This is a genomic window from Variovorax sp. KBS0712, assembly GCF_006323185.2.
GTDB lineage: Bacteria > Pseudomonadota > Gammaproteobacteria > Burkholderiales > Burkholderiaceae_C > Variovorax > Variovorax boronicumulans.
On sequence record NZ_VCCD02000001.1, the window covers coordinates 1,833,031 to 1,850,239 of the forward strand.

General features: G+C 69.1%; 20 protein-coding genes. 8 read left to right on the forward strand and 12 right to left on the reverse strand.

Annotation, left to right across the window (positions count from 1 at the left end; all coding sequences use genetic code 11):
• Nucleotides 1-157: 157 nt before the first annotated feature.
• The 3 genes from FFI97_RS08420 to FFI97_RS08430 form a co-directional block, all read right to left on the reverse strand.
• Nucleotides 158-1,681 (reverse strand): tripartite tricarboxylate transporter permease, encoded by a 1,524-nt coding sequence (locus FFI97_RS08420; RefSeq protein WP_139705339.1) that lies wholly within the window; start codon nucleotides 1,679-1,681, stop codon nucleotides 158-160.
• Nucleotides 1,682-1,694: 13 nt separating this feature from the next.
• Nucleotides 1,695-2,246 (reverse strand): tripartite tricarboxylate transporter TctB family protein, encoded by a 552-nt coding sequence (locus FFI97_RS08425; RefSeq protein ID WP_139705342.1) that lies wholly within the window; start codon nucleotides 2,244-2,246, stop codon nucleotides 1,695-1,697.
• 144 nt (nucleotides 2,247-2,390) lie between these two features.
• Nucleotides 2,391-3,350, reverse strand: coding sequence for a Bug family tripartite tricarboxylate transporter substrate binding protein (locus FFI97_RS08430; RefSeq protein WP_070060440.1), 960 nt, complete (start codon nucleotides 3,348-3,350; stop codon nucleotides 2,391-2,393).
• Between the two features lie 132 nt (nucleotides 3,351-3,482).
• On the opposite strand from FFI97_RS08430, the gene FFI97_RS08435 reads away from it, so the two are divergent.
• Genes FFI97_RS08435 through FFI97_RS08450 form a run of 4 tightly spaced genes read left to right on the forward strand, consistent with a single transcriptional unit; the run spans nucleotide 3,483 to nucleotide 6,944 of the window.
• Nucleotides 3,483-4,163 carry a response regulator transcription factor gene (locus tag FFI97_RS08435; protein ID WP_062481159.1) on the forward strand — a complete coding sequence of 227 codons (681 nt, stop codon included), beginning with the start codon at nucleotides 3,483-3,485 and terminating at the stop codon, nucleotides 4,161-4,163.
• Nucleotides 4,164-4,183: 20 nt separating this feature from the next.
• Nucleotides 4,184-5,602, forward strand: coding sequence for a sensor histidine kinase (locus FFI97_RS08440; RefSeq protein WP_185993577.1), 1,419 nt, complete (start codon nucleotides 4,184-4,186; stop codon nucleotides 5,600-5,602).
• 19 nt (nucleotides 5,603-5,621) lie between these two features.
• A complete protein-coding gene (locus FFI97_RS08445; RefSeq protein WP_062481157.1) occupies nucleotides 5,622-6,089 on the forward strand; it encodes an RNA-binding S4 domain-containing protein in 468 nt (155 codons plus the stop codon).
• A 48-nt stretch (nucleotides 6,090-6,137) separates the two neighbouring features.
• The gene (locus tag FFI97_RS08450; RefSeq protein ID WP_139705345.1) at nucleotides 6,138-6,944 is read left to right on the forward strand and encodes a PPK2 family polyphosphate kinase; all 807 of its coding nucleotides are present in this window, start codon (nucleotides 6,138-6,140) and stop codon (nucleotides 6,942-6,944) included.
• Between the two features lie 16 nt (nucleotides 6,945-6,960).
• Here the strand turns inward: FFI97_RS08450 and FFI97_RS08455 are convergent, their stop codons facing one another.
• Nucleotides 6,961-7,641 carry a hypothetical protein gene (locus FFI97_RS08455; RefSeq protein WP_062481152.1) on the reverse strand — a complete coding sequence of 227 codons (681 nt, stop codon included), beginning with the start codon at nucleotides 7,639-7,641 and terminating at the stop codon, nucleotides 6,961-6,963.
• A gap of 173 nt (nucleotides 7,642-7,814) precedes the next feature.
• Here FFI97_RS08455 and FFI97_RS08460 point away from each other — a divergent pair, with 173 nt between their 5' ends.
• Nucleotides 7,815-8,180, forward strand: coding sequence for a c-type cytochrome (locus FFI97_RS08460; protein ID WP_139705347.1), 366 nt, complete (start codon nucleotides 7,815-7,817; stop codon nucleotides 8,178-8,180).
• Between the two features lie 8 nt (nucleotides 8,181-8,188).
• Here the strand turns inward: FFI97_RS08460 and FFI97_RS08465 are convergent, their stop codons facing one another.
• A complete protein-coding gene (locus tag FFI97_RS08465) occupies nucleotides 8,189-8,896 on the reverse strand; it encodes a winged-helix domain-containing protein (protein WP_185993578.1) in 708 nt (235 codons plus the stop codon).
• A gap of 372 nt (nucleotides 8,897-9,268) precedes the next feature.
• On the reverse strand, nucleotides 9,269-10,294 hold the full coding sequence (locus FFI97_RS08470; RefSeq protein ID WP_157755034.1) for an AraC family transcriptional regulator: 1,026 nt from the start codon (nucleotides 10,292-10,294) through the stop codon (nucleotides 9,269-9,271).
• A gap of 381 nt (nucleotides 10,295-10,675) precedes the next feature.
• Between FFI97_RS08470 and FFI97_RS08475 the strand changes: the two genes are divergently transcribed.
• The 3 genes from FFI97_RS08475 (at nucleotide 10,676) to FFI97_RS08485 (ending at nucleotide 12,971) form a co-directional block, all read left to right on the forward strand.
• Nucleotides 10,676-11,326: a hypothetical protein gene (locus FFI97_RS08475; protein ID WP_260684940.1), complete on the forward strand. Its 651-nt coding sequence runs from the start codon at nucleotides 10,676-10,678 to the stop codon at nucleotides 11,324-11,326.
• 158 nt (nucleotides 11,327-11,484) lie between these two features.
• Entirely contained in the window at nucleotides 11,485-12,195 is a 711-nt protein-coding gene (locus FFI97_RS08480) for a Crp/Fnr family transcriptional regulator (RefSeq protein WP_095745057.1), read from the forward strand.
• Nucleotides 12,196-12,266: 71 nt separating this feature from the next.
• On the forward strand, nucleotides 12,267-12,971 hold the full coding sequence (locus FFI97_RS08485) for an AP2 domain-containing protein (RefSeq protein ID WP_139705356.1): 705 nt from the start codon (nucleotides 12,267-12,269) through the stop codon (nucleotides 12,969-12,971).
• A gap of 91 nt (nucleotides 12,972-13,062) precedes the next feature.
• On the opposite strand, the gene FFI97_RS08490 is transcribed toward FFI97_RS08485, so the two are convergent.
• From FFI97_RS08490 to FFI97_RS08515, 6 genes are all read right to left on the reverse strand, one after another.
• A complete protein-coding gene (locus FFI97_RS08490; RefSeq protein ID WP_139705358.1) occupies nucleotides 13,063-13,317 on the reverse strand; it encodes a hypothetical protein in 255 nt (84 codons plus the stop codon).
• A 94-nt stretch (nucleotides 13,318-13,411) separates the two neighbouring features.
• Nucleotides 13,412-14,023 (reverse strand): alkylhydroperoxidase domain protein, encoded by a 612-nt coding sequence (locus tag FFI97_RS08495; RefSeq protein ID WP_409574622.1) that lies wholly within the window; start codon nucleotides 14,021-14,023, stop codon nucleotides 13,412-13,414.
• Between the two features lie 7 nt (nucleotides 14,024-14,030).
• The gene (locus tag FFI97_RS08500) at nucleotides 14,031-14,654 is read right to left on the reverse strand and encodes a CMD domain protein (protein ID WP_139705360.1); all 624 of its coding nucleotides are present in this window, start codon (nucleotides 14,652-14,654) and stop codon (nucleotides 14,031-14,033) included.
• 12 nt (nucleotides 14,655-14,666) lie between these two features.
• On the reverse strand, nucleotides 14,667-15,737 hold the full coding sequence (locus FFI97_RS08505; RefSeq protein WP_139705362.1) for a putative FMN-dependent luciferase-like monooxygenase: 1,071 nt from the start codon (nucleotides 15,735-15,737) through the stop codon (nucleotides 14,667-14,669).
• A gap of 104 nt (nucleotides 15,738-15,841) precedes the next feature.
• Nucleotides 15,842-16,411 carry a hypothetical protein gene (locus tag FFI97_RS08510; protein ID WP_139705364.1) on the reverse strand — a complete coding sequence of 190 codons (570 nt, stop codon included), beginning with the start codon at nucleotides 16,409-16,411 and terminating at the stop codon, nucleotides 15,842-15,844.
• Between the two features lie 35 nt (nucleotides 16,412-16,446).
• A complete protein-coding gene (locus tag FFI97_RS08515; protein WP_139705367.1) occupies nucleotides 16,447-17,205 on the reverse strand; it encodes a DUF899 domain-containing protein in 759 nt (252 codons plus the stop codon).
• Nucleotides 17,206-17,209 lie beyond the last annotated feature (4 nt).

Below are 17,209 nucleotides of genomic sequence, written 5' to 3' on the forward strand. Positions count from 1 at the left end.
GCAAGCGGTACCCCGAACGAAGCCGCCATTCTGGGGACATGCGGCGACGCGGTGATGACTGCGCAGTCAAGCCCCTTGGCGCCGCAGGCGCATTCAAAAAAATGCCGCGGGCGCCAATCGCCCGCGGCATGTGAACCGAAAAAGAAAGCCGGTCGCGTCAGGCGTCCAGCTGCGCCAATCGTTTCAGCTTGCGTTCGCTCATGCGCTTGGCCAGTCGCGGCAGCACCAGCACGGCGACGATGGCGATGATCACCACGATCGACTCGGGGCGCTGGAAGAACACGATCGGGCTGCCCTGCCCCATGGCAATCGCGTTGCGCAGGTTGGCTTCGGCAAGCGGGCCGAGGATCATGCCGACCACCACGGGGGCGGTCGGGAAGTCGAAGCGCCGCATCACCACGCCCAAGAGGCCGATGCCGAACAGCAGGAACAGGTCGAAGATGTTCTGGCGCATGCCGTAGGCACCCACGGTCGCGAAGATCAGGATGCCGGCGTACAGCTGCGGCTTCGGGATCTTGAGCAGCTTGACCCACAGGCCGACCATCGGCAGGTTGAGCACCAGCAGCATCAGGTTGCCGATGTACAGCGAGGCGATCAGCGCCCAGACCAGCGCGGCCGAGGTGGTGAACAGCTGCGGGCCCGGCTGGATGCCGTAGTTCTGGAACGCGCCCAGCATGATGGCCGTGGTGTTCGAGGTGGGAATGCCCAGCGTGAGCAGCGGGATCAGCGCGGCGGTCACGGTGGCGTTGTTGGCGGCCTCGGGGCCGGCCACGCCTTCGATGGCGCCGGTGGTGCCGAACTCGGCCTTGTTCTGCGGGTCTTTCGCGAGCTTCTTCTCGGTGGCGTAGCTCAGGAAGGTCGGGATCTCGGTGCCGCCGGCCGGAATGCAGCCGAAGGGCGTGCCGATGGCCGCGCCGCGCAGCCAGGCCGGGATCGAGCGCTTCCAGTCGCGCGAGGTCATGTGCACGCGGGTCAGCTTGTTCTGGCCCTCGACCACGCGGCCTTCGTACAGCACGGCGTACAGCACCTCGGCCACCGCAAACAGGCCCACCGCCACCAGCACGATCTCGATGCCGTCGAGCAGCTCGGGCATGTTGCCGGTGTAGCGGCCCTGGCCGGTGATCTGGTCCAGGCCCACGCAGCCGATGGCCAGGCCGACGAACAGCGCCGTCATGCCGCGCAGCGTGCTCTTGCCCAGCACCGCGCTCACCGTGGTGAAGGCCAGCAGCATCAAGAGGAAGTACTCGGGGGCCGCCAGGCGCACGGCGTAGTCGGCCACGAAGGGCGCGAACAACGTGACGACCACGGTGGCGATGGTGCCGGCCACGAAGGAGCCGATGGCCGCGGTGGCGAGCGCGGCGCCCGCGCGGCCGCTCTTGGCCATCTTGTTGCCTTCCATGGCCGTGACCATGCTGGCGGTTTCGCCGGGCGTGTTCAGCAGGATCGAGGTGGTCGAGCCGCCGTACATGGCGCCGTAGTAGATGCCCGAGAAGAAGATCATCGAGGCCGTGATGTCGACCTTGCCGGTGATCGGCAGCAGCATGGCCACCGCCACGGCGGGGCCGATGCCGGGCAGCACGCCCACGGCCGTGCCCAGGGCACAGCCGATGAGGCACCACAGCAGGTTGATGGGGGTGATCGCGGCCGCGAAGCCGGTCATCAGTGCGTTGAAGATATCCATGGCGTGGCTCCGCTCAGATCCAGCCGGTGCTGGTGAGACCCGGCAGGCTGATGGCCAGGAACTTGGTGAACATCCAGAAGACCGGGGCCGAGATCGCCAGGCCGGTCACCAAGTCGGTGACCCAGGTGGCCGGTGCGTTGACCTTGGCCTGCCCGGCGGCGCGGCGCAGGCCCTGCACGGCCAGCAGGTAGCACAGCGCGCAGCTCAGGATGAAGCCGATGCTGGTGATGAGCGCCGCATTGAGCAGCAGGCCCGCCGCCACCCAGATGAAGCCGGGCCAGTAGGCGGTGTCGGCGCCGGAGGGCGCGTCGAGCTCGCGAAAGCCCCCGCTGAACGCTTCCCAGGTGATCCACGCGCCGCAGACCATCAGGACGACCGAGACCATCCAGGGCAGGAAGTTGGGGCCGACGCCGCCGTAGCCGGCTTCGGAAGAAATGCCGATGGCGCCGAAGGCCAGCGCGGCGCCGGTCAGCAGCACGCCGAGACCGACGACGTATTGCGGCCAGCGGGCCGCGCCGGAGGTGGCCTCAGCGGAATGTGAGACCGAGGATTCTGGAGTTGTCATTTTTTGCTCCCGCAGTCGTGGGGAAAAAGAATTGCCTCCTTCCAGAAACACCGCGGAACTGGCTCTGCCAGGCCGCAGGTGTTGCCCCCGGAAGGGGGTTGGCGCAGCGACACGAAGTGCGCGCAGCCTGGGGGCGAGCCAGATTCAGACCATGCCGGACTTGGCCATGATCGCGCGCAGGCTGGCGAAGTCGTCGTCGACGAACTTGGCGAAGGCGTCACCCGACAGCACGGCCGGCGTCCAGTCGTTCTTCTTGAGCGACTCGGCCCACGACGGGCTCTTGAGCGCGGCCAGCACCATGTCGGTCAGCGCCTTGCGCTGCTCGGCCGAGATACCGGGCGCGCCGTACACGCCGCGCCAGTTGCCGATCTCGACGTCAATGCCCTGTTCCTTCAGGGTCGGCACGTTGATGCCCGGCAGGCGCTGGGCGGAGGTGACAGCAATGGGTTTCATCTTGCCGGCGGCGATGTACTCGGCGAACTCGCTGTAGCCGCTGCCGCCGATGGTGACGTTGCCGCCCAGGATGGCGGCGGTGGCTTCACCGCCTCCGCGGAAGGCCACGTAGTTGATCTTCGACGGATCGGCGCCGACCTTCTGCGCGATCATGGCCGCGGCGATGTGCTCGGTGGAGCCGCGCGAACCGCCGCCCCACTTGACGCTGCCCGGGTCTTTCTTGAGCTGCTCGACCACGTCCTTCATGGTCTTGAAGGGCGAGTTCGACGGCAGCACGAACACGTTGTATTCGGTGGTCAGGCGCGCGATGGGCGTGGCCTGCGACAGGTTGACCGGCGGCTTGCCGGTGATGATGCCGCCCAGCATGACCGAGCCCATGACCATCAGCGCGTTGGCGTCGCCCTTGGAGCCGTTGACGAACTGGGCCAGGCCCAGCGCACCGGCGGCACCGCCCTTGTTGTCGTAGGCAACGGTGTCGGCCACCTTGGCGTCGGTCAGGGCCTTGCCCAGCGCGCGGCCGGTGGTGTCCCAGCCGCCACCCGGGTTGGCCGGGATCATCATCTTGACGTTGGCGGCAGCGCGCGCCGACAGCGGCAAGGCGCCGGCAGCGGCCAGTGCGGCCAGGGACTTCAAAAAGGTATCGCGACGCATCGTTGGTGTCTCCTGAGAACTTGGGAACGGATGGAACCTGACTTGGACCTGAGCCGCTATCATGCGCCGCCCCGCTGTCAGTTGGCTGTCCACCAGACTGGGGAAAACACCGAAGTACCGACCCCTGCCCGTATGAAGCTGCTGCTCGTCGAAGACGACCCCTCGATGCAAATCACCCTGCAGCGCACCCTCGGGCGGCGCCGCATCGACGTGCGCATCTGCGGCGACGGCGCGCAGGCGATCGCGCAGTGGCGCGCCGTCGAGCCCGACGTGGTCGCGCTCGACCTGAGCCTGCCGCACGTCGACGGCCTGCAGGTGCTGGCCCAGGCGCGCGCCGAGGGCCTGCGCACGCCGGTGCTGCTGCTGACCGCGCGCGGCACGGTGGGCGACCGCATCATGGGCCTGAACGCCGGCGCGGACGACTACCTGCCCAAGCCCTTCGACCTGGACGAGCTCGAGGCCCGCATCCGCGCGCTGCGCCGGCGCAGCCTGAGCGCGGGGCCCGACCCCACGCTGAACCCGCTGGAGGTCGGCAGCCTGCGCTTCGAGCCCGACAACGGCGCTGTCTACCACCGCTCGGAGCTGCTCGAGCTCACGCCGCGCGAGCTCGCGCTGCTCAAGGCGCTGATGATGAAACCCGGCCACGCGGTCACCAAGGAGCGCCTGTTCGAGCTGGTGTTCCCGGGCGAATCCGAGGTGCAGTACGAGGCCATCGAGGTGGTCGTGTACCGCCTGCGCAAGAAGCTGGTGGGCACCGGCACGGTGCTGATGACGATGCGCGGCCTGGGCTATCTCCTGCGGGCCGAGACTTGAGGGCGGCCCTGCGGCGCACGATGTCGTCCCTGCGCGCGCGGCTCCTGCTGGGCATCCTGGTGCCGGTGGCGGTGTTCGTCGTGATCAACAGCGTGAGCCTGTACCGCCAGAGCCTGGCGGCCGCCACCACCGCCTACGACCGCACGCTGCTGGCCTCGGCCAAGACCATCGGCGAGCAGCTCGACGTGGAAGGCTACGACGACATGGCGCGGCTGCGCGCGATCGTGCCCTACTCCGCGCTCGAGGCCTTCGAGGCCGACAACCGCAGCCGGCTGTTCTATCGGGTGTCGGCGCTCGACGGCGAGATGGTCTCGGGCTTCGCCGAGCTGCCCTTCTGGCGCGGGCGCATCCCCGACCGCGGGGCGTATGCGGCGCTGGTCGATTTCTACGACGCCGAGTTTCGCGGCCAGCCGGTGCGCGTCGCCGTGATGCTGCAGCCGGTGGCCAGCGCGCGCGGCCGTGGCATGGCCGTGGTGCAGGTGGCCGAGACGCTTGAGCTGCGCGAGACGCTGGTGCGCAAGCTGCTGCTCGACATGCTCTGGCGCCAGCTGCTGCTGATGGGCGTGATCGCGCTGGTCACCGTGGTCGTAGTGCAGCGCGCCACGCGGCCGGTGCGCGAGCTCGGCGAAGCCATCGAGCGGCGCCCCGAAGACGACCTCTCGCCCATCGACGCGCCCGGTGCCCCGGCCGAGCTGCGCCCGCTCATCGACGCCACCACCGAAGTCATGGGCCGGCTGCAGCGCCTGCTCGACCACCAGAAGCGCTTCGTGCGCGACAGCGCCCACCAGTTGCGCACGCCGCTGGCCGTGCTGAAGGCGCAGGTGCAGTCGGCGCGCCGCGGCGACGTGGCGCCCGAGCAGGCGCTGGTCGAGATCAGCCAGACCGTCGAGCGCGCCACCACGCTGGCCAACCAGATGCTGTCGCTGGCGAAGGTGGAGCAGCTGCGCCAGCAGCCCGAGTCGGCGCTGCTCGACCTGGGCGACGTAGTGCGCCACATCGCACTCGACCTGTCGCCGCTGGTGGCCGACAAGGCGCTCGATTTCGAGCTGGCCGCCGACGACGCCGTGACCGTGCGCGCGCACCAGTGGATGCTGCAGGAGCTCACGCGCAACCTGCTGCACAACGCCATCAAGCACAGCCCCGCGGGCGCGCCGCTCTCGGTGCGCGTGCACGCCGAGGGCGACGAGGCCGTGCTCACCGTGCGCGACGACGGCCCGGGCATTTCCGCCGAGCTGCGCCAGCGCCTGTTCGCGCCGTTCTCGGCGGGCAACACCGCGAGCGGCTCGGGCCTGGGCCTGGCGATCTGCCGCGAGATCGTTCTGGCCCTGGGTGGACGCATCAGCCTCGACAACCGCACGGTACCCAGCCCCGGCGGCACCGACCGCGTGACCGGGCTCGACGCCGTGGTGCGGCTGCCGCTGTCGCGCCACAATGGCTGACCTTTCTTTTCCGACCTTCATGGACCGTCTGCGCATCGACAAGTGGCTCTGGGCCGCCCGCTTCTTCAAGACCCGCTCGCTGGCCGCGGACGAAATCGGCAAGAACCGCATCCAGGTGAACGGCGAGGTCGCCAAGGCCTCGCGCGAGGTCAAGGCCGGCGACACCGTCGCCATGCGCCTGGGCCCGCTCACGCGGACCGTGACCGTGCGCGGCCTCAGCGGCCAGCGCGGCCCGGCGCCCGTGGCCCAGCAGCTGTACGAGGAAACGCCCGAGAGCCTGGCGGCGCAGGCCGCCTTCCGCGAGCAGCGCCGCATGGGCAGCGAGCCGGCCCTGGCCATCGAGCAGGGCCGCCCGACCAAGCGCGACCGGCGCGAGATCGACGGCGTGCGCCACCAGGCCGAGTGGGACAACCGCTGGAGCGCGTCGATCGACGAAAGCAACGGCGACGACGACCACCCGCCGCCACGCGGGCGCCCGCAGCGCTGATTCGCGTACCCTGCGGGCTTCGTTTCTTTTTTGACGGAGCGCCCGCAGATGTCCAAGTTCAAGAAGTACCGCGTCGGCAGCAAGTTCAAGCTCTCGCGCATCGACCCTGACGACTCGCCCTTTCTCACGGATGACGAGTCGGCCCAGCGCGCCGAGCTCGACACCCTGGCCGTCGAGCTCGACGAACTGCAGGACGTGCTGCACGCCGAAGGCCGGCGCAAGGTGCTGCTGGTGCTGCAGGGCATGGACACCAGCGGCAAGGACGGCACGGTGCGCTGGGTGTTCTCGCGCACCTCGCCGCTGGGCGTGCGGGTGACGGCCTTCAAGGCGCCGAGCGAGGACGAACGCGCGCACGACTACCTCTGGCGCTGCCACGCCGCCGTGCCGCGCACCGGCGAGATCATGGTGTGGAACCGCAGCCACTACGAGGACGTGCTGGTGCCCGTGGTCGAAGGCTGGATCGACGCCGACGAAGCCCGCCGCCGCTACGCGCAGATCAACGACTTCGAGCGGCTGCTCACCGAGACCGGCACGGTCGTCGTCAAGTGCATGCTGCACATCGACAAGGACGAGCAGCGCGAACGGCTGCAGGCCCGCATCGACACGCCCGGCAAGCAATGGAAATTCAGCATGGGCGACCTCGAGGTGCGCACCAAGTGGGTCGACTACCAGAAGGCCTATCAGAACGCGCTGGCCGCCACCTCGAGCGACCATGCGCCCTGGCACGTGATCCCGGCCAACAGCAAGCGGCACCGCAACATGATGATCGCGCAGCTGCTCGTGAAGACGCTGCGCGACATGAAGCTCAAGCCCCCGCCGCCCGACCCGGCGCTCAAGGGCATGGTCGTGAAGTGAGCCGGGAAGGTCCGGCTCAGGAGCGGCGCACGGGCGCCGTGGGGCGCATCGGCGTCTGCGCCAGCACGCGGCAGTTGCCGAACTCGCAGCGCACGGCCCAGGCCACGCCGGTGGTGCACGGCACGCTGTAGCTCTCGTAGCCCGGGCCCTTGGCCGTCAGCTCGGCGCGCGGCTGCACGTTGCAGCGGCCGGCCTTGGCCAGGCGCTCGACGTTGTAGGTGTCGATGCCCGTACGGCGCGGCTTGAGGGCGAGCACGGGGTTGAAGGTGTTGCCGTAGAACGTGTCCTGCACGTTCGGGTCGAGGTTGCGGTAGCCGCGCTTGGCCATGCAATGGACGATGGCGATCTGCTGGTGCTCGGCGATCAGCGCGCTGCTGGGGCGGGTGTTCCAGTCGATGACGGCGGCACTGATGCCGGTGTACGAGGCCGCGGCGACGATGCCCTGGCCGTGCACCGTGATCAGGCCCAGGCCGAGCGCGGCCCACATGGCGTCACCCGATTCGCTGCGCGCGGTGATGCGGGTGGCGGCGGTGCGGCAGTCGGCCACGTCGCTGTCGTAGCGCACCTTGTCCACGCCTTCCATGGCCACCATCGGCACGTACGACATGCCGGTGCCCTGGCCGGGCCCGGGCGGCGGTGCGCTGGCGCATCCGGCCAGAACCACGGTGGCCAATGCAATGCTGAGCGGCAGCTTCATGGGAATCCCTCGTCCTCTTCGCGGTAGTTGCGAGGGATTTAACCATACATATAGTTACTCTTGAATCGACTTGTCGCGAATGAGAGACGGCCTCCAGACGGGGCATTCGGGCGGCGATCCGGGGTCTGCGACAGGGCAAGGTACAGTTTTCAACCCTCCCCGGTTTCCCCTCCATGCCCTGTATTCCCCGGCTTTCCGCTCCCCACTTTCTCTCGATCGCACTCGCCGCCGCATCCTTCGGTGCCGCAGCCCAGCAGCCGCAACTTTCCGCTGTCGACCTGGCCCGCAAGAACGCCTGCATGGCCTGCCATGGCCTGGTGCACAAGCAGGTCGGGCCGGGCTTCGCGCAGATCGCCGAGCGCTATCGCGGCGACGCCGCCGCGCCGGCACGGCTGGCCGAGAAGATCCGCAACGGCAGTGTCGGCACCTGGGGCCGGGTGATCATGCCGCGCCAGTCGCTGGTGTCGGAGGCCGACGCGCAGGTGCTCGCGCGCTGGGTGCTGGCGCAGCCGCAACAGCAGCAGCCACCCGCGCGCTGAATCGCTGCTCAGGTCGACAGCTGCGACGGCGCGGCCGACGCCACCCGGAAATCCGCCGGGAACGTCCAGGTGCCGGGCGCCTCGCGCTTGCCCAGCTGGCTCAATTGATAGCCCATGCCCCACACCGCGTGCAGCGACAGGCCGTGCGGCTGGTCGACATACAACCCGAGCTTGCGGCGCAGCTTCGACACGTTGGCGTCCAGCGTGCGCGAGCCCGCGGCCACGCCGCTTTGCCAGCCGATCATTTCCAGGTGCTCCCGGTCCAGCGGCCGGTTCATGTGGCGGAAGAATTCGGCCGCGAGGTCGAATTCGATCGGCGTCAGACGAATCTCGGTGCCGGCCACGTCGACCATGTCGAACGGCGACAGCAGGCTGAATTCCTGCCAGTCGAGGCTGCGCGGCACCACCGGCCGGTTGCGCTGGCGCAGGAAGAATTCGAGCATGAAGTACATCTCCTCGAAGGTCGACGGCTCCGGCAGCACGGCGTCGTCGGGGCCGGCATGCAACAGCGACAACCCGCGGATCTGCCGTTTGCGCGCGCTCATGATCAATGGCGTGTGGTAGCGCAGCGTTTCACGCACCTGGCCCACGAGTTTTTGCACGTCGTCGGGCGCCGACGGAATTGAAAGCAGCAGCGCCTCGAAATTGCCGCCGGGCGCCACCTGCGAAATCAATTCGTCTACATGCGCAAATGCGACGGGCGTATAACCCAGCATCTTGACGGCACGACTGGCGTGCCACCGCGTTCGGGGAGAGGGGTCCAACACTGCAATGTGCGGGGAGTTTTGCTCAAACATTGAAAATTACCTTGCACACCGTGGCGTCACAAACTTCTATTTTTGCCCCGTTGGCGGGGAAATCGACTTTCATCATTCAACCCTTCAGAAATAAATTGCTCTGAATTGTTGAAGGCAGACGCATTTTTTTACGAATGCATTTACGGCCGGCGCAATTCCTTGGGAAGTGAATCTATTCCCAAATAAATTTCACAGGTATGAATGAAGTGAACAGAAATATGAGGATCGGGCACAGCGGCCACGCCATGCCCCCATCCACCGGCCAGGGCGGCCGGGCCGGCGGCGCGCCGGTCAGCTGACGAGCAACGTGCCGTCTGCCGCGGCCTGCCCCTGCTGCAGGGCAAAGGTGCGCGGCGTGCAGCCGTACTTCTTGCGGAAGACGAGGCCGAAATAGGCCGGGTCCGCAAAGCCGCAGTCGTAGGCGACCTGGGCGACGAACCTGCGCGCGCCCTCGGGGCTGCGCAGCATGCGGGCCGCGGCCTCGAGCCGGTCGTTCTGCAGGGTTTCGAGAAAGGTCATGCCGCGGCCGGCCTTGGCGAACACCTTGTGCACGTAGCGCACCGACACGTTGAAGCTGGCGGCCAGCTTCTGCGCGTCGATCTCGGTGTCGGCGTGGTGCTCGCGAATCCAGGCCCGCATGCGGGCGTGCAGGTCGCCGTCGCGCGGCGACACGCGCTCGCCCAGCGCACCCGGCTGCGCCCTCAGCCCGTTCTGCTCCAGCGAGAACGACAGCATCGACATCAGGTGCTCACCGAGCAGCTGGCGCTGCGCGGGACTCTGGATGCTGCACAGGTGCTCCACGTCCAGCGCCCGCAGGTAGCCCGACAGCATCCCGGCCCAGCCCTTGGCGCCGGCCAGCCGCAGGTCGGTGGACTGGTCCGCATGCGGCAGCCAGCGGTTCACCACCGCTTCCGACAGGCCCAGCGTCCATGAGTTGGTGGCCTCCGTCGAGCGCAGGCGCAGCGGCTGCCAGGAGTCGATCAGGACCATGTCGCCCGCAGCCAGTTCGATGCGCTGGCGCTGCTCGCTGATGGCCAGGCCGCCGTCGAGCTTGATCAGCAGGTGATAGGGATAGACCTCGGCGCCCATGAGCTGGCTCGGGCCCGTGCGCTCGATGGTCGCGCCGCTGCCGTGCACCCGCATGAAGGCCATCCCGGCCGTATCGACGATGGTGAGTTCCTGCTGGAAGTGGCTGCGCTCGGGGCTGTCCAGCCGCCCCACGTGCGGGCCGATCTCGTCGGCCCAGAAGGCGAACCCGTCTTTGCGCGACACCATGCCGGTGTGAAAGCGCTGGATGCGACTGTCGGTGTCGGACATGCGGCACGCCCCTCTTCCTCCATGCAGCCGGCGCCACGCCAGAAGCCACGGGTCACGAACGGGAACTCCCGATTTTTTCCTGACAGGTCCGCGTGGACCTCGGATAATTTTTACAAACGATAACAGAGATAACAGCCCGGGTGTTCGGGGGGATGACGCACAGCGCCCACCGGCGCAAGCCGGTTCCAGGCCTTGCCGATCGCCGGTCGGCGGGCCGGTCCGGGCCCGCTTCGCCCTTCGGCCGGCGCTCGCGGCGGGCAATTGCATCCGGATGTGACTCGCGACACATCCGCGCCGCGAAAGCGAATGTCAAAAGAGGGCGCGATTCGTAGCATTCCTTCGGATCGAACGTCAACCGGAACTCTCTCTACTGGGGATGAAATGGCTGCCTTGTTTTTCACGGAACTCGAACCTTTCGGCACGCGATGGCGCGCAGCGCTGGCGTCCTGCCTGCCAGCGCTGCGCCGCGATGCCGAAGTGGTGCGGCCTTCGTCTCCCCCACCGGCGGACCGGGTGTGTGCGCTGGTCTTCATCGCCAACCTCGCGCAGCTTGCCGACTCCGACGGCCCGGAGGTAGCAACAGGCGTGAGCCGCGAGATCCGGCGCCGGCTCTTCGCGGCCTTCCCGCCGTCGGGCGACACCGACCTGAGCTGCCTGCGCGACGACTGCTTTCTGCTGCGAACCCGCCACGCGCGGCTGGACGACCTGCTGGCCGCGCTCGGGCGCGAGCCGATCCTCGTGAAGGGCATCGCCGCGCAGCCGCTGCTGCATGCCGACTGGATCGCCCTGCGCGACAGCGGGCCGATGAGCCCGGCCGAGATCGAACTGGCGCTGTGGGCCGCACAACCGCATCCCGCGCCCACGGCCAGGGCGCGGCCCGCGGGCGACGTCGTGGTGGACGACATCGAGCACGTGTACGACCTGCGCATCGCACGGCAGGGAGATGCCCTGTGGCTGCGCGAGCGCTGTCTGCGAGGCGCCGAGGAACGGGCCCGGATCGACACGCTGTTCGCGCAGCTCCAGCCCGGCTGAGATGGCCTTGCCGTCTTCAGCCCATCGCAGCCCGGCCCGGCGAAGGGGCGCCCGATGGCGAGTCGCCCCGGGGGCGCCGCACCGTCCTGTTCCTTGACCGCCGCCCGTGGATTCGCCCATGAGAACGAACCGCCGATGGTCTCGCAACCCCCTTGGCCATGTATCTCCATCCCCTGATCGCCAGCGTGCCGCCCGACGAGCGCGCCGCCTTGATTCGCAGCAGCGCGCTGCATTCCTACCGGCGCAACGAGATCGTGCTGCAGGCGGACACGCACACCGACCGCATCTACTGCGTGGCCACGGGCCTGCTGCGCGCGGTCGACCGGGACGTGACGACCGACTTCATCCGCCGGGGCGATTTCTTCCTCGGCCCCTCGCTGGGCGAGAACAGCTACCAGGCCACCTCGACGCTGGTGGCCGCCCTGCCCTCGTCGGTCTACCACCTGCCGGTGGCCGCGGTGCGCCGGCTGTGCGCGCTGTACCCCGAGGTGACCATGGGCCTGCTGGAGATCGCGATGAAGCGCGTCGCCATGGTGCGCGGGCAGCTGCGCCGCATCTCGTCGCTGTCGTCCGAAAGCCTCGTGAGCCGCGTGCTGCACGAGCTGACGCAGCTGGCGCCGGCCGCCACGGGCGGCTACGACAAGCGCATCACCCAGGCGGTGATCGCGTCGTACTCGGGGCTCTCGCGCGAAGTCGTCAACAAGACCATGCGCGACATGGAAAGCCGCGGGCTGGTGCGCCGCGACGACCAGGGCGTGCACGTGCCGCCGACCTTCGCCTCGACCGATTTCGGCAGCCTGCCGCCGGACGCCCACGAGCTCTCGGACGAGCTCTGTGCCTGGAACGGCGACAGCCCCGAAGCGCCATGACGCGCCGCCTTCACCGGCCCTGACACAAGGACAGCACCGACGATGCCCAAAGGAATTCCGAACCCCGTCGCATGTATGGCATTTCGCCCCGCCCCTGGGGCTTCGAGGTGTCGCTCGTGCGAAACGGCGTGCGCTACGCGCGCCTCTTCGGCCACGCCAGCTACGGCGGCCCCCAGCAGGCGCTGCGACGCGCCCAGGCCTGGCGCGACACCATCGTGAAGGAGCATCCGCCGGTCGCGCGCAAGGACCGCGCGCAGACCCTGCGCAGCAACAACAAGACGGGCGAGCCCGGCGTCTTCAGCCGCTTGTCCGCGCAAGGCAAGCCGGTCGCCTGGCTGGCCAAGACCTACCTCGGGAATGAGGAAATCCTGCGCGCCGAATTCGACCTCGCCGACTGGGGCCCTGCGGCCCGCGCGCATGCCATCGGCGAGCGCCAACGCCAGCTCGGCCGCATGGTCGGCCTCGCGCGGCTGCACCCCGCCGAAGAAGCCATCCGCCAACGCCCGCCGCCCGACGACGAAGCGGCACTGCCGCCCAAGCGCTCGAAGTCGGAGATCGTGCGACGCAACAACACGAGCGGCGTCAGCGGCGTGCAGTTCAAGACGCCGCGCGCGGGTCATCCCGGGTACTGGGTGGCGATCACCTACACGACGGGCAAGGGCAGCGTGAGCCGCTCGTTCTCGGTGCGCACGCTCGGCTACGAGGTGGCGCGCGATATGGCCATCGCCGAACGCCAGCAGCAGTTGCAGGCGAAGACGTCGGACGACGACGCCTGAGCGCCGGCAGCGTCCTGGCGAGGATTTGCAACGCCGCCCTGGCGTGAAAAGCGCGATTTCATGCCCAGTTATTTGCGGGACACCACACCAGCTAACGCTGGTTCTGTTGCTCGCTCCTGTGCGCAATGACCGCGTCGCGCACCGCGCGCTTCGGCGCCAGTTGCGGCTTGCCGCAACTGCTGCAGCGATAGAAGCGCAGGCCGGGCAGGAACTTCATCCACGACCGCCGGTGGATGCGCTCCAGCCCGGCCAGTCCGCATCGGCAGCGGACGAAAGGATTGCCGAATGCCGGGCCGGGCGCGCGGCCGTGGCGTGTCGTTGCGTACCCAGGAGCGTCGGTGTGCATGCGGGTCATCGTGCCGACCCACGGGCACGCCGCGCGCCCGACTGTGATCCCGCTCACTTGCCGCCGCAACAAATCTGCGCGCGGCCGCGCAGGCCTACGTGGCAGCAGGCGCCTGCGGTTCGCCCAGCGAGAGCATCAGGCGGTTGGCCCAGTTGAAGAAGGCCGCCCCATGCACGACGTCGGCAATCGCCAGGTCGTCCAGCCCCTGCGCGCGCAAGGCGTCGACGTGTGCGGTCCCGAAGGTCGATGGCGCGGCCGACAGCGCGACTGACGCCTGCACGATCGCATTCCAGCGCGCGCCCAGATCGGCCTGCACTCCCTCGTCGAGCAGGCGCTGCACGTCGTCCGTGCGCTGCGAGAAATGCGAGGCGAAGCGCGCATGCACCGAGGCGCAGTAGATGCAGCCGTTGAAGCGCGAGGCCGCGGCGGCCGAGAGCTCGCGCTCGGCGCGTGGCAGGCCGGCGTCGGGGTTGTAGAAGATGTCCTTGTCGGTGCGGGTGCGCGCGCCCAGGATGTCGGGGTCGCGTGCCAGCAGACGGAAGTACGGCGACTTGGCGCGCGACGCGTCGACGAGGCCCGCGTAGTGGCGCTCGGTCAGTTCGTCTTCCGGCAGCGGTTCGAGCCAGGGCAGCCATTCGAGCTGCGCCTGCGTGAAGCTGCGCGGATGCGTGTTGTGGGGATGGGTCAGGGTCGATTCGGTGCTCATGGGGCGCTCATGCAGAAGGGGTGGCCAGCGCGCGCAGGCCGATGACGACGCGGATCTGGAACGCGAGGAACGCCACCAGCTGCGACAAGGTGACGATCTCCGTGGTGCGCCATCCCGCGTCGAGCAGCGCCTGCAGCGCGGCCGGGCTGGCGTCGCGCGGGTGGAAGACCAGCAGGTGCGCATGCGCGAGGCCGGCCGACAGCCGTTCGCCGAGCACCGCGCGCTGTGCCGCATCGACGGCGTAGACCGGGCCGGCTTCGTCTTCCACGCTCAGCGGACCTTCCGGATAGCGGCCATACGGCCCTTGCGCGGCACCGCGTGCGACCTCGGCCTCGATGGCCTTTGCCACGCCCTGCCCCGCCAAGGCCTCGGCATAGAAGCGCGCCACCTCGGGTTGCCCGTGCAATCCGGCGACGAAGGCCGCGACGGCGAAACGGTCTGCGATCTCGAAGTGGCCGGCCACGGGCTCGGCCGGCGCGAACAGCGCCAGGTAGCTCTGCTGCGCCTGCGTGCGCGCCTGCTCGCGCTGCGCACGCAGCCGGTCGAGCGCGCTGCCGGGCGCGATACCCACCAGCTGGTCGATCACGTCGAGGGTCTGAGGATCGGGAAAAGAAGAAACAACGGCATTCATGGAAACAACAGCCTAGAGAAGCGCAAGCGATTGAAGGTCCGGCACACCCGTGTCGCGCGCCCAGCCCAGGGCGGGTGCGACGACCGTGGCGGTCAGTTCGATGGAACGCAGGATGGCCGCATGCGGCGGATCGACCGAATGCACCTGGCACACGAGGTCGGTCACGCGCGCGAGCGTGCGGTCGGCGCGCAGCGAGGCGATCACGTCGTCGGGCGCGCCGACATGCACGTCGTACGCGGCGATCAGCTGGTCGAGCGGCGCATCGGCGCGGACACGGTCGGCCAAGCCGATCTGCCCGGTGGCGGCGGCTTGCACCACCGCGCGGCGCAGCCCGGTCTCGGCCAGGCGCAGCGCCTCCTTGCGGGTGTCCGCCACGAACACGCTGCGCGAACCCACGATGCGCGGCGTGCGCCCCGGCGGCAGCGCGGCCAGGTAGGCGTCGATGATCGGGTCCTGCAGGTCGGCCAGCGACGCGTCGGGCGCCTGCGCAGTGCGTGGCTGCGTGCGCGAAAGCATCAGGCCGTCGCCGGCCGTGCCCGCGCGCGTGCCGCCGCTCACCGAGAAGGTGGCCTGCCAGAGCCGGCCGAGCAGTTGCGCACCCGTCGGGTACAGCGTGTCGCCGCCGGACAGCGGCCGGCCGGCCCAGGCGTCGCGCACCGTGGCGAGCTGCCGCTCGAACAGCGCCGCGCGGTCGTCGCTGTCCAGCCCGAAGGCCGCGAAGGACGCCGGCGTGCCGCCCGTGCCGACGCCCACTTCGAGCCGGCCTCCCGAGAGCAGGTCCAGCACGATCGCGTCTTCGGCCGTGCGCACCGCGTTCTCCAGCGGCAGCGTGACGATGCCCGTGCCCAGGCGGATGCGCCGTGTGCGCGAGGCGACGTGGGCGAGGAAGACGAAGGGCGACGGCAGGCCGCCCTCGTGCTCATGGAAATGGTGCTGTGCCACCCAGGCGGAATCGAAGCCGAAAGCCTCGGCATGGGCGATCTGCGCCGTGACGAGGCGGTAGCGCTCGGCGGCGGGAACATCGTCGAGCAGCCGGCTGAAGAAGCCGAGCCGCTTGCGCGGGGAAGTGAAGGTACCGGGCATCCGAAGGCCTGTGGGGTCGAGAGCCTTCGAGTGTTGCGCCGCAGGCCGCTCGAATGGAACGCCGGTTTTCGCGTTTGCTTATGCGCTTTGCGCGCATCGGGCGTTCAGCGCGGCATCGCAGGTGATCGCCGTGTGAAGCGCCGCAGCCAGCCCACGCCCGCCCCGACGCCGACGGCCATCAGCCCGGTGGTGGCCAGCATCGCCGCCGTGTGGAGCGCGACGGCCGCGAGCGCCGGCACGAGCGAGCCACTCATCGCGCCCTTCGCTGCATCGCCCATGCACAGCGGGATCAGTGCCGGCACCAGCATCAGGCCGGCACCGTGCGCGGTGGACATCATGAAAGACCACAGCGCCAGTCCCGCATGCCCCGCCGGCGCACGCGCCATGGCGGGAAGACGGCCCGACAGGTGAACGAGCGCGACCGCCGCGAACAACCCGCCAGCCAGCCACTGCAGCAGGCCCCGGTCCATCGACAGGCCGAAGGCCACCGCAATGACCACGAGCGCCACCGAGGCGACGTGCCCGACACCGATCGGCCACAGCGCCCGCAGCGCCTGCGCCCGGTCTTGCGAACGCAGGCCCCAGGCGGCGGCGAACATCCAGCCGGTGGTGGGGTTCAGGCCGTGCAGGACGCCCATTCCCGCCACCGCCAGCCAGGGCCAGAGGCTTGCCATGGTGCGGACCGATCGGCACGCCAGGTCGCGCTTCTTTACGACTGCGCGTGGCAGCAACCACCCGCCGCCGCAACGGGCGCGGGCTCGTAGCGGTCGTGGTGACGGATCCAGTCCATCGCGTAAGACGGGTTGTGCTCGTCGCGGCCCTTGGGCACGAGGTCGAGCATGTTGTAGGTGCCCATCATCACTTCCACGCCGCGACCGTAGGTCGAGTAGGTGTGGAACACGTCGCCGGCGTCGTCCTTGAAGAACACGCTGACGCCGGGCGCCTCCTCGCTCGGGAACGGCTGCTTCACGTAGTTGTAGGCGACCGCGCCGCTGGCCATTTCGTCGGGCGTGAAGCTCACGCCGAAGTCGTGGTTGAAGTCGTTGTCGTGCGACGAGACCCAGGCGAACTGCCAGCCCATGCGACGGCGGAAGGCTTCGATGCGGGCCAGCGGCGCGCGCGAGACGGCCACCAGCGTGACGTCGCGGTGCGCGAGGTGCACGCGCATGCCGTCGGAATGGTCGGCCATGAACGAGCAGCTCTGGCAGCCCTGCTCCCAGTCGGGGCCGAACATGAAGTGCTGCACCAGCAGCTGGCGGCGGCCTTCGAACAGGTCGGCGAGCGGGCGACGGCCCTGAGGGGTGTCGAAGACGTAGGCCTTCTCGACGCGGGTCCACGGCAGCGCGCGGCGCTCTTCGGCGATGCGGTCGCGCAGCTGGGTCAGCTCCTTCTCGCGCGCCAGCAACGACTTGCGCGCGTCGATCCAGCGCTCGGGGGTCACGACGGGGTGATTCACTGAGGTGTTCATGGTG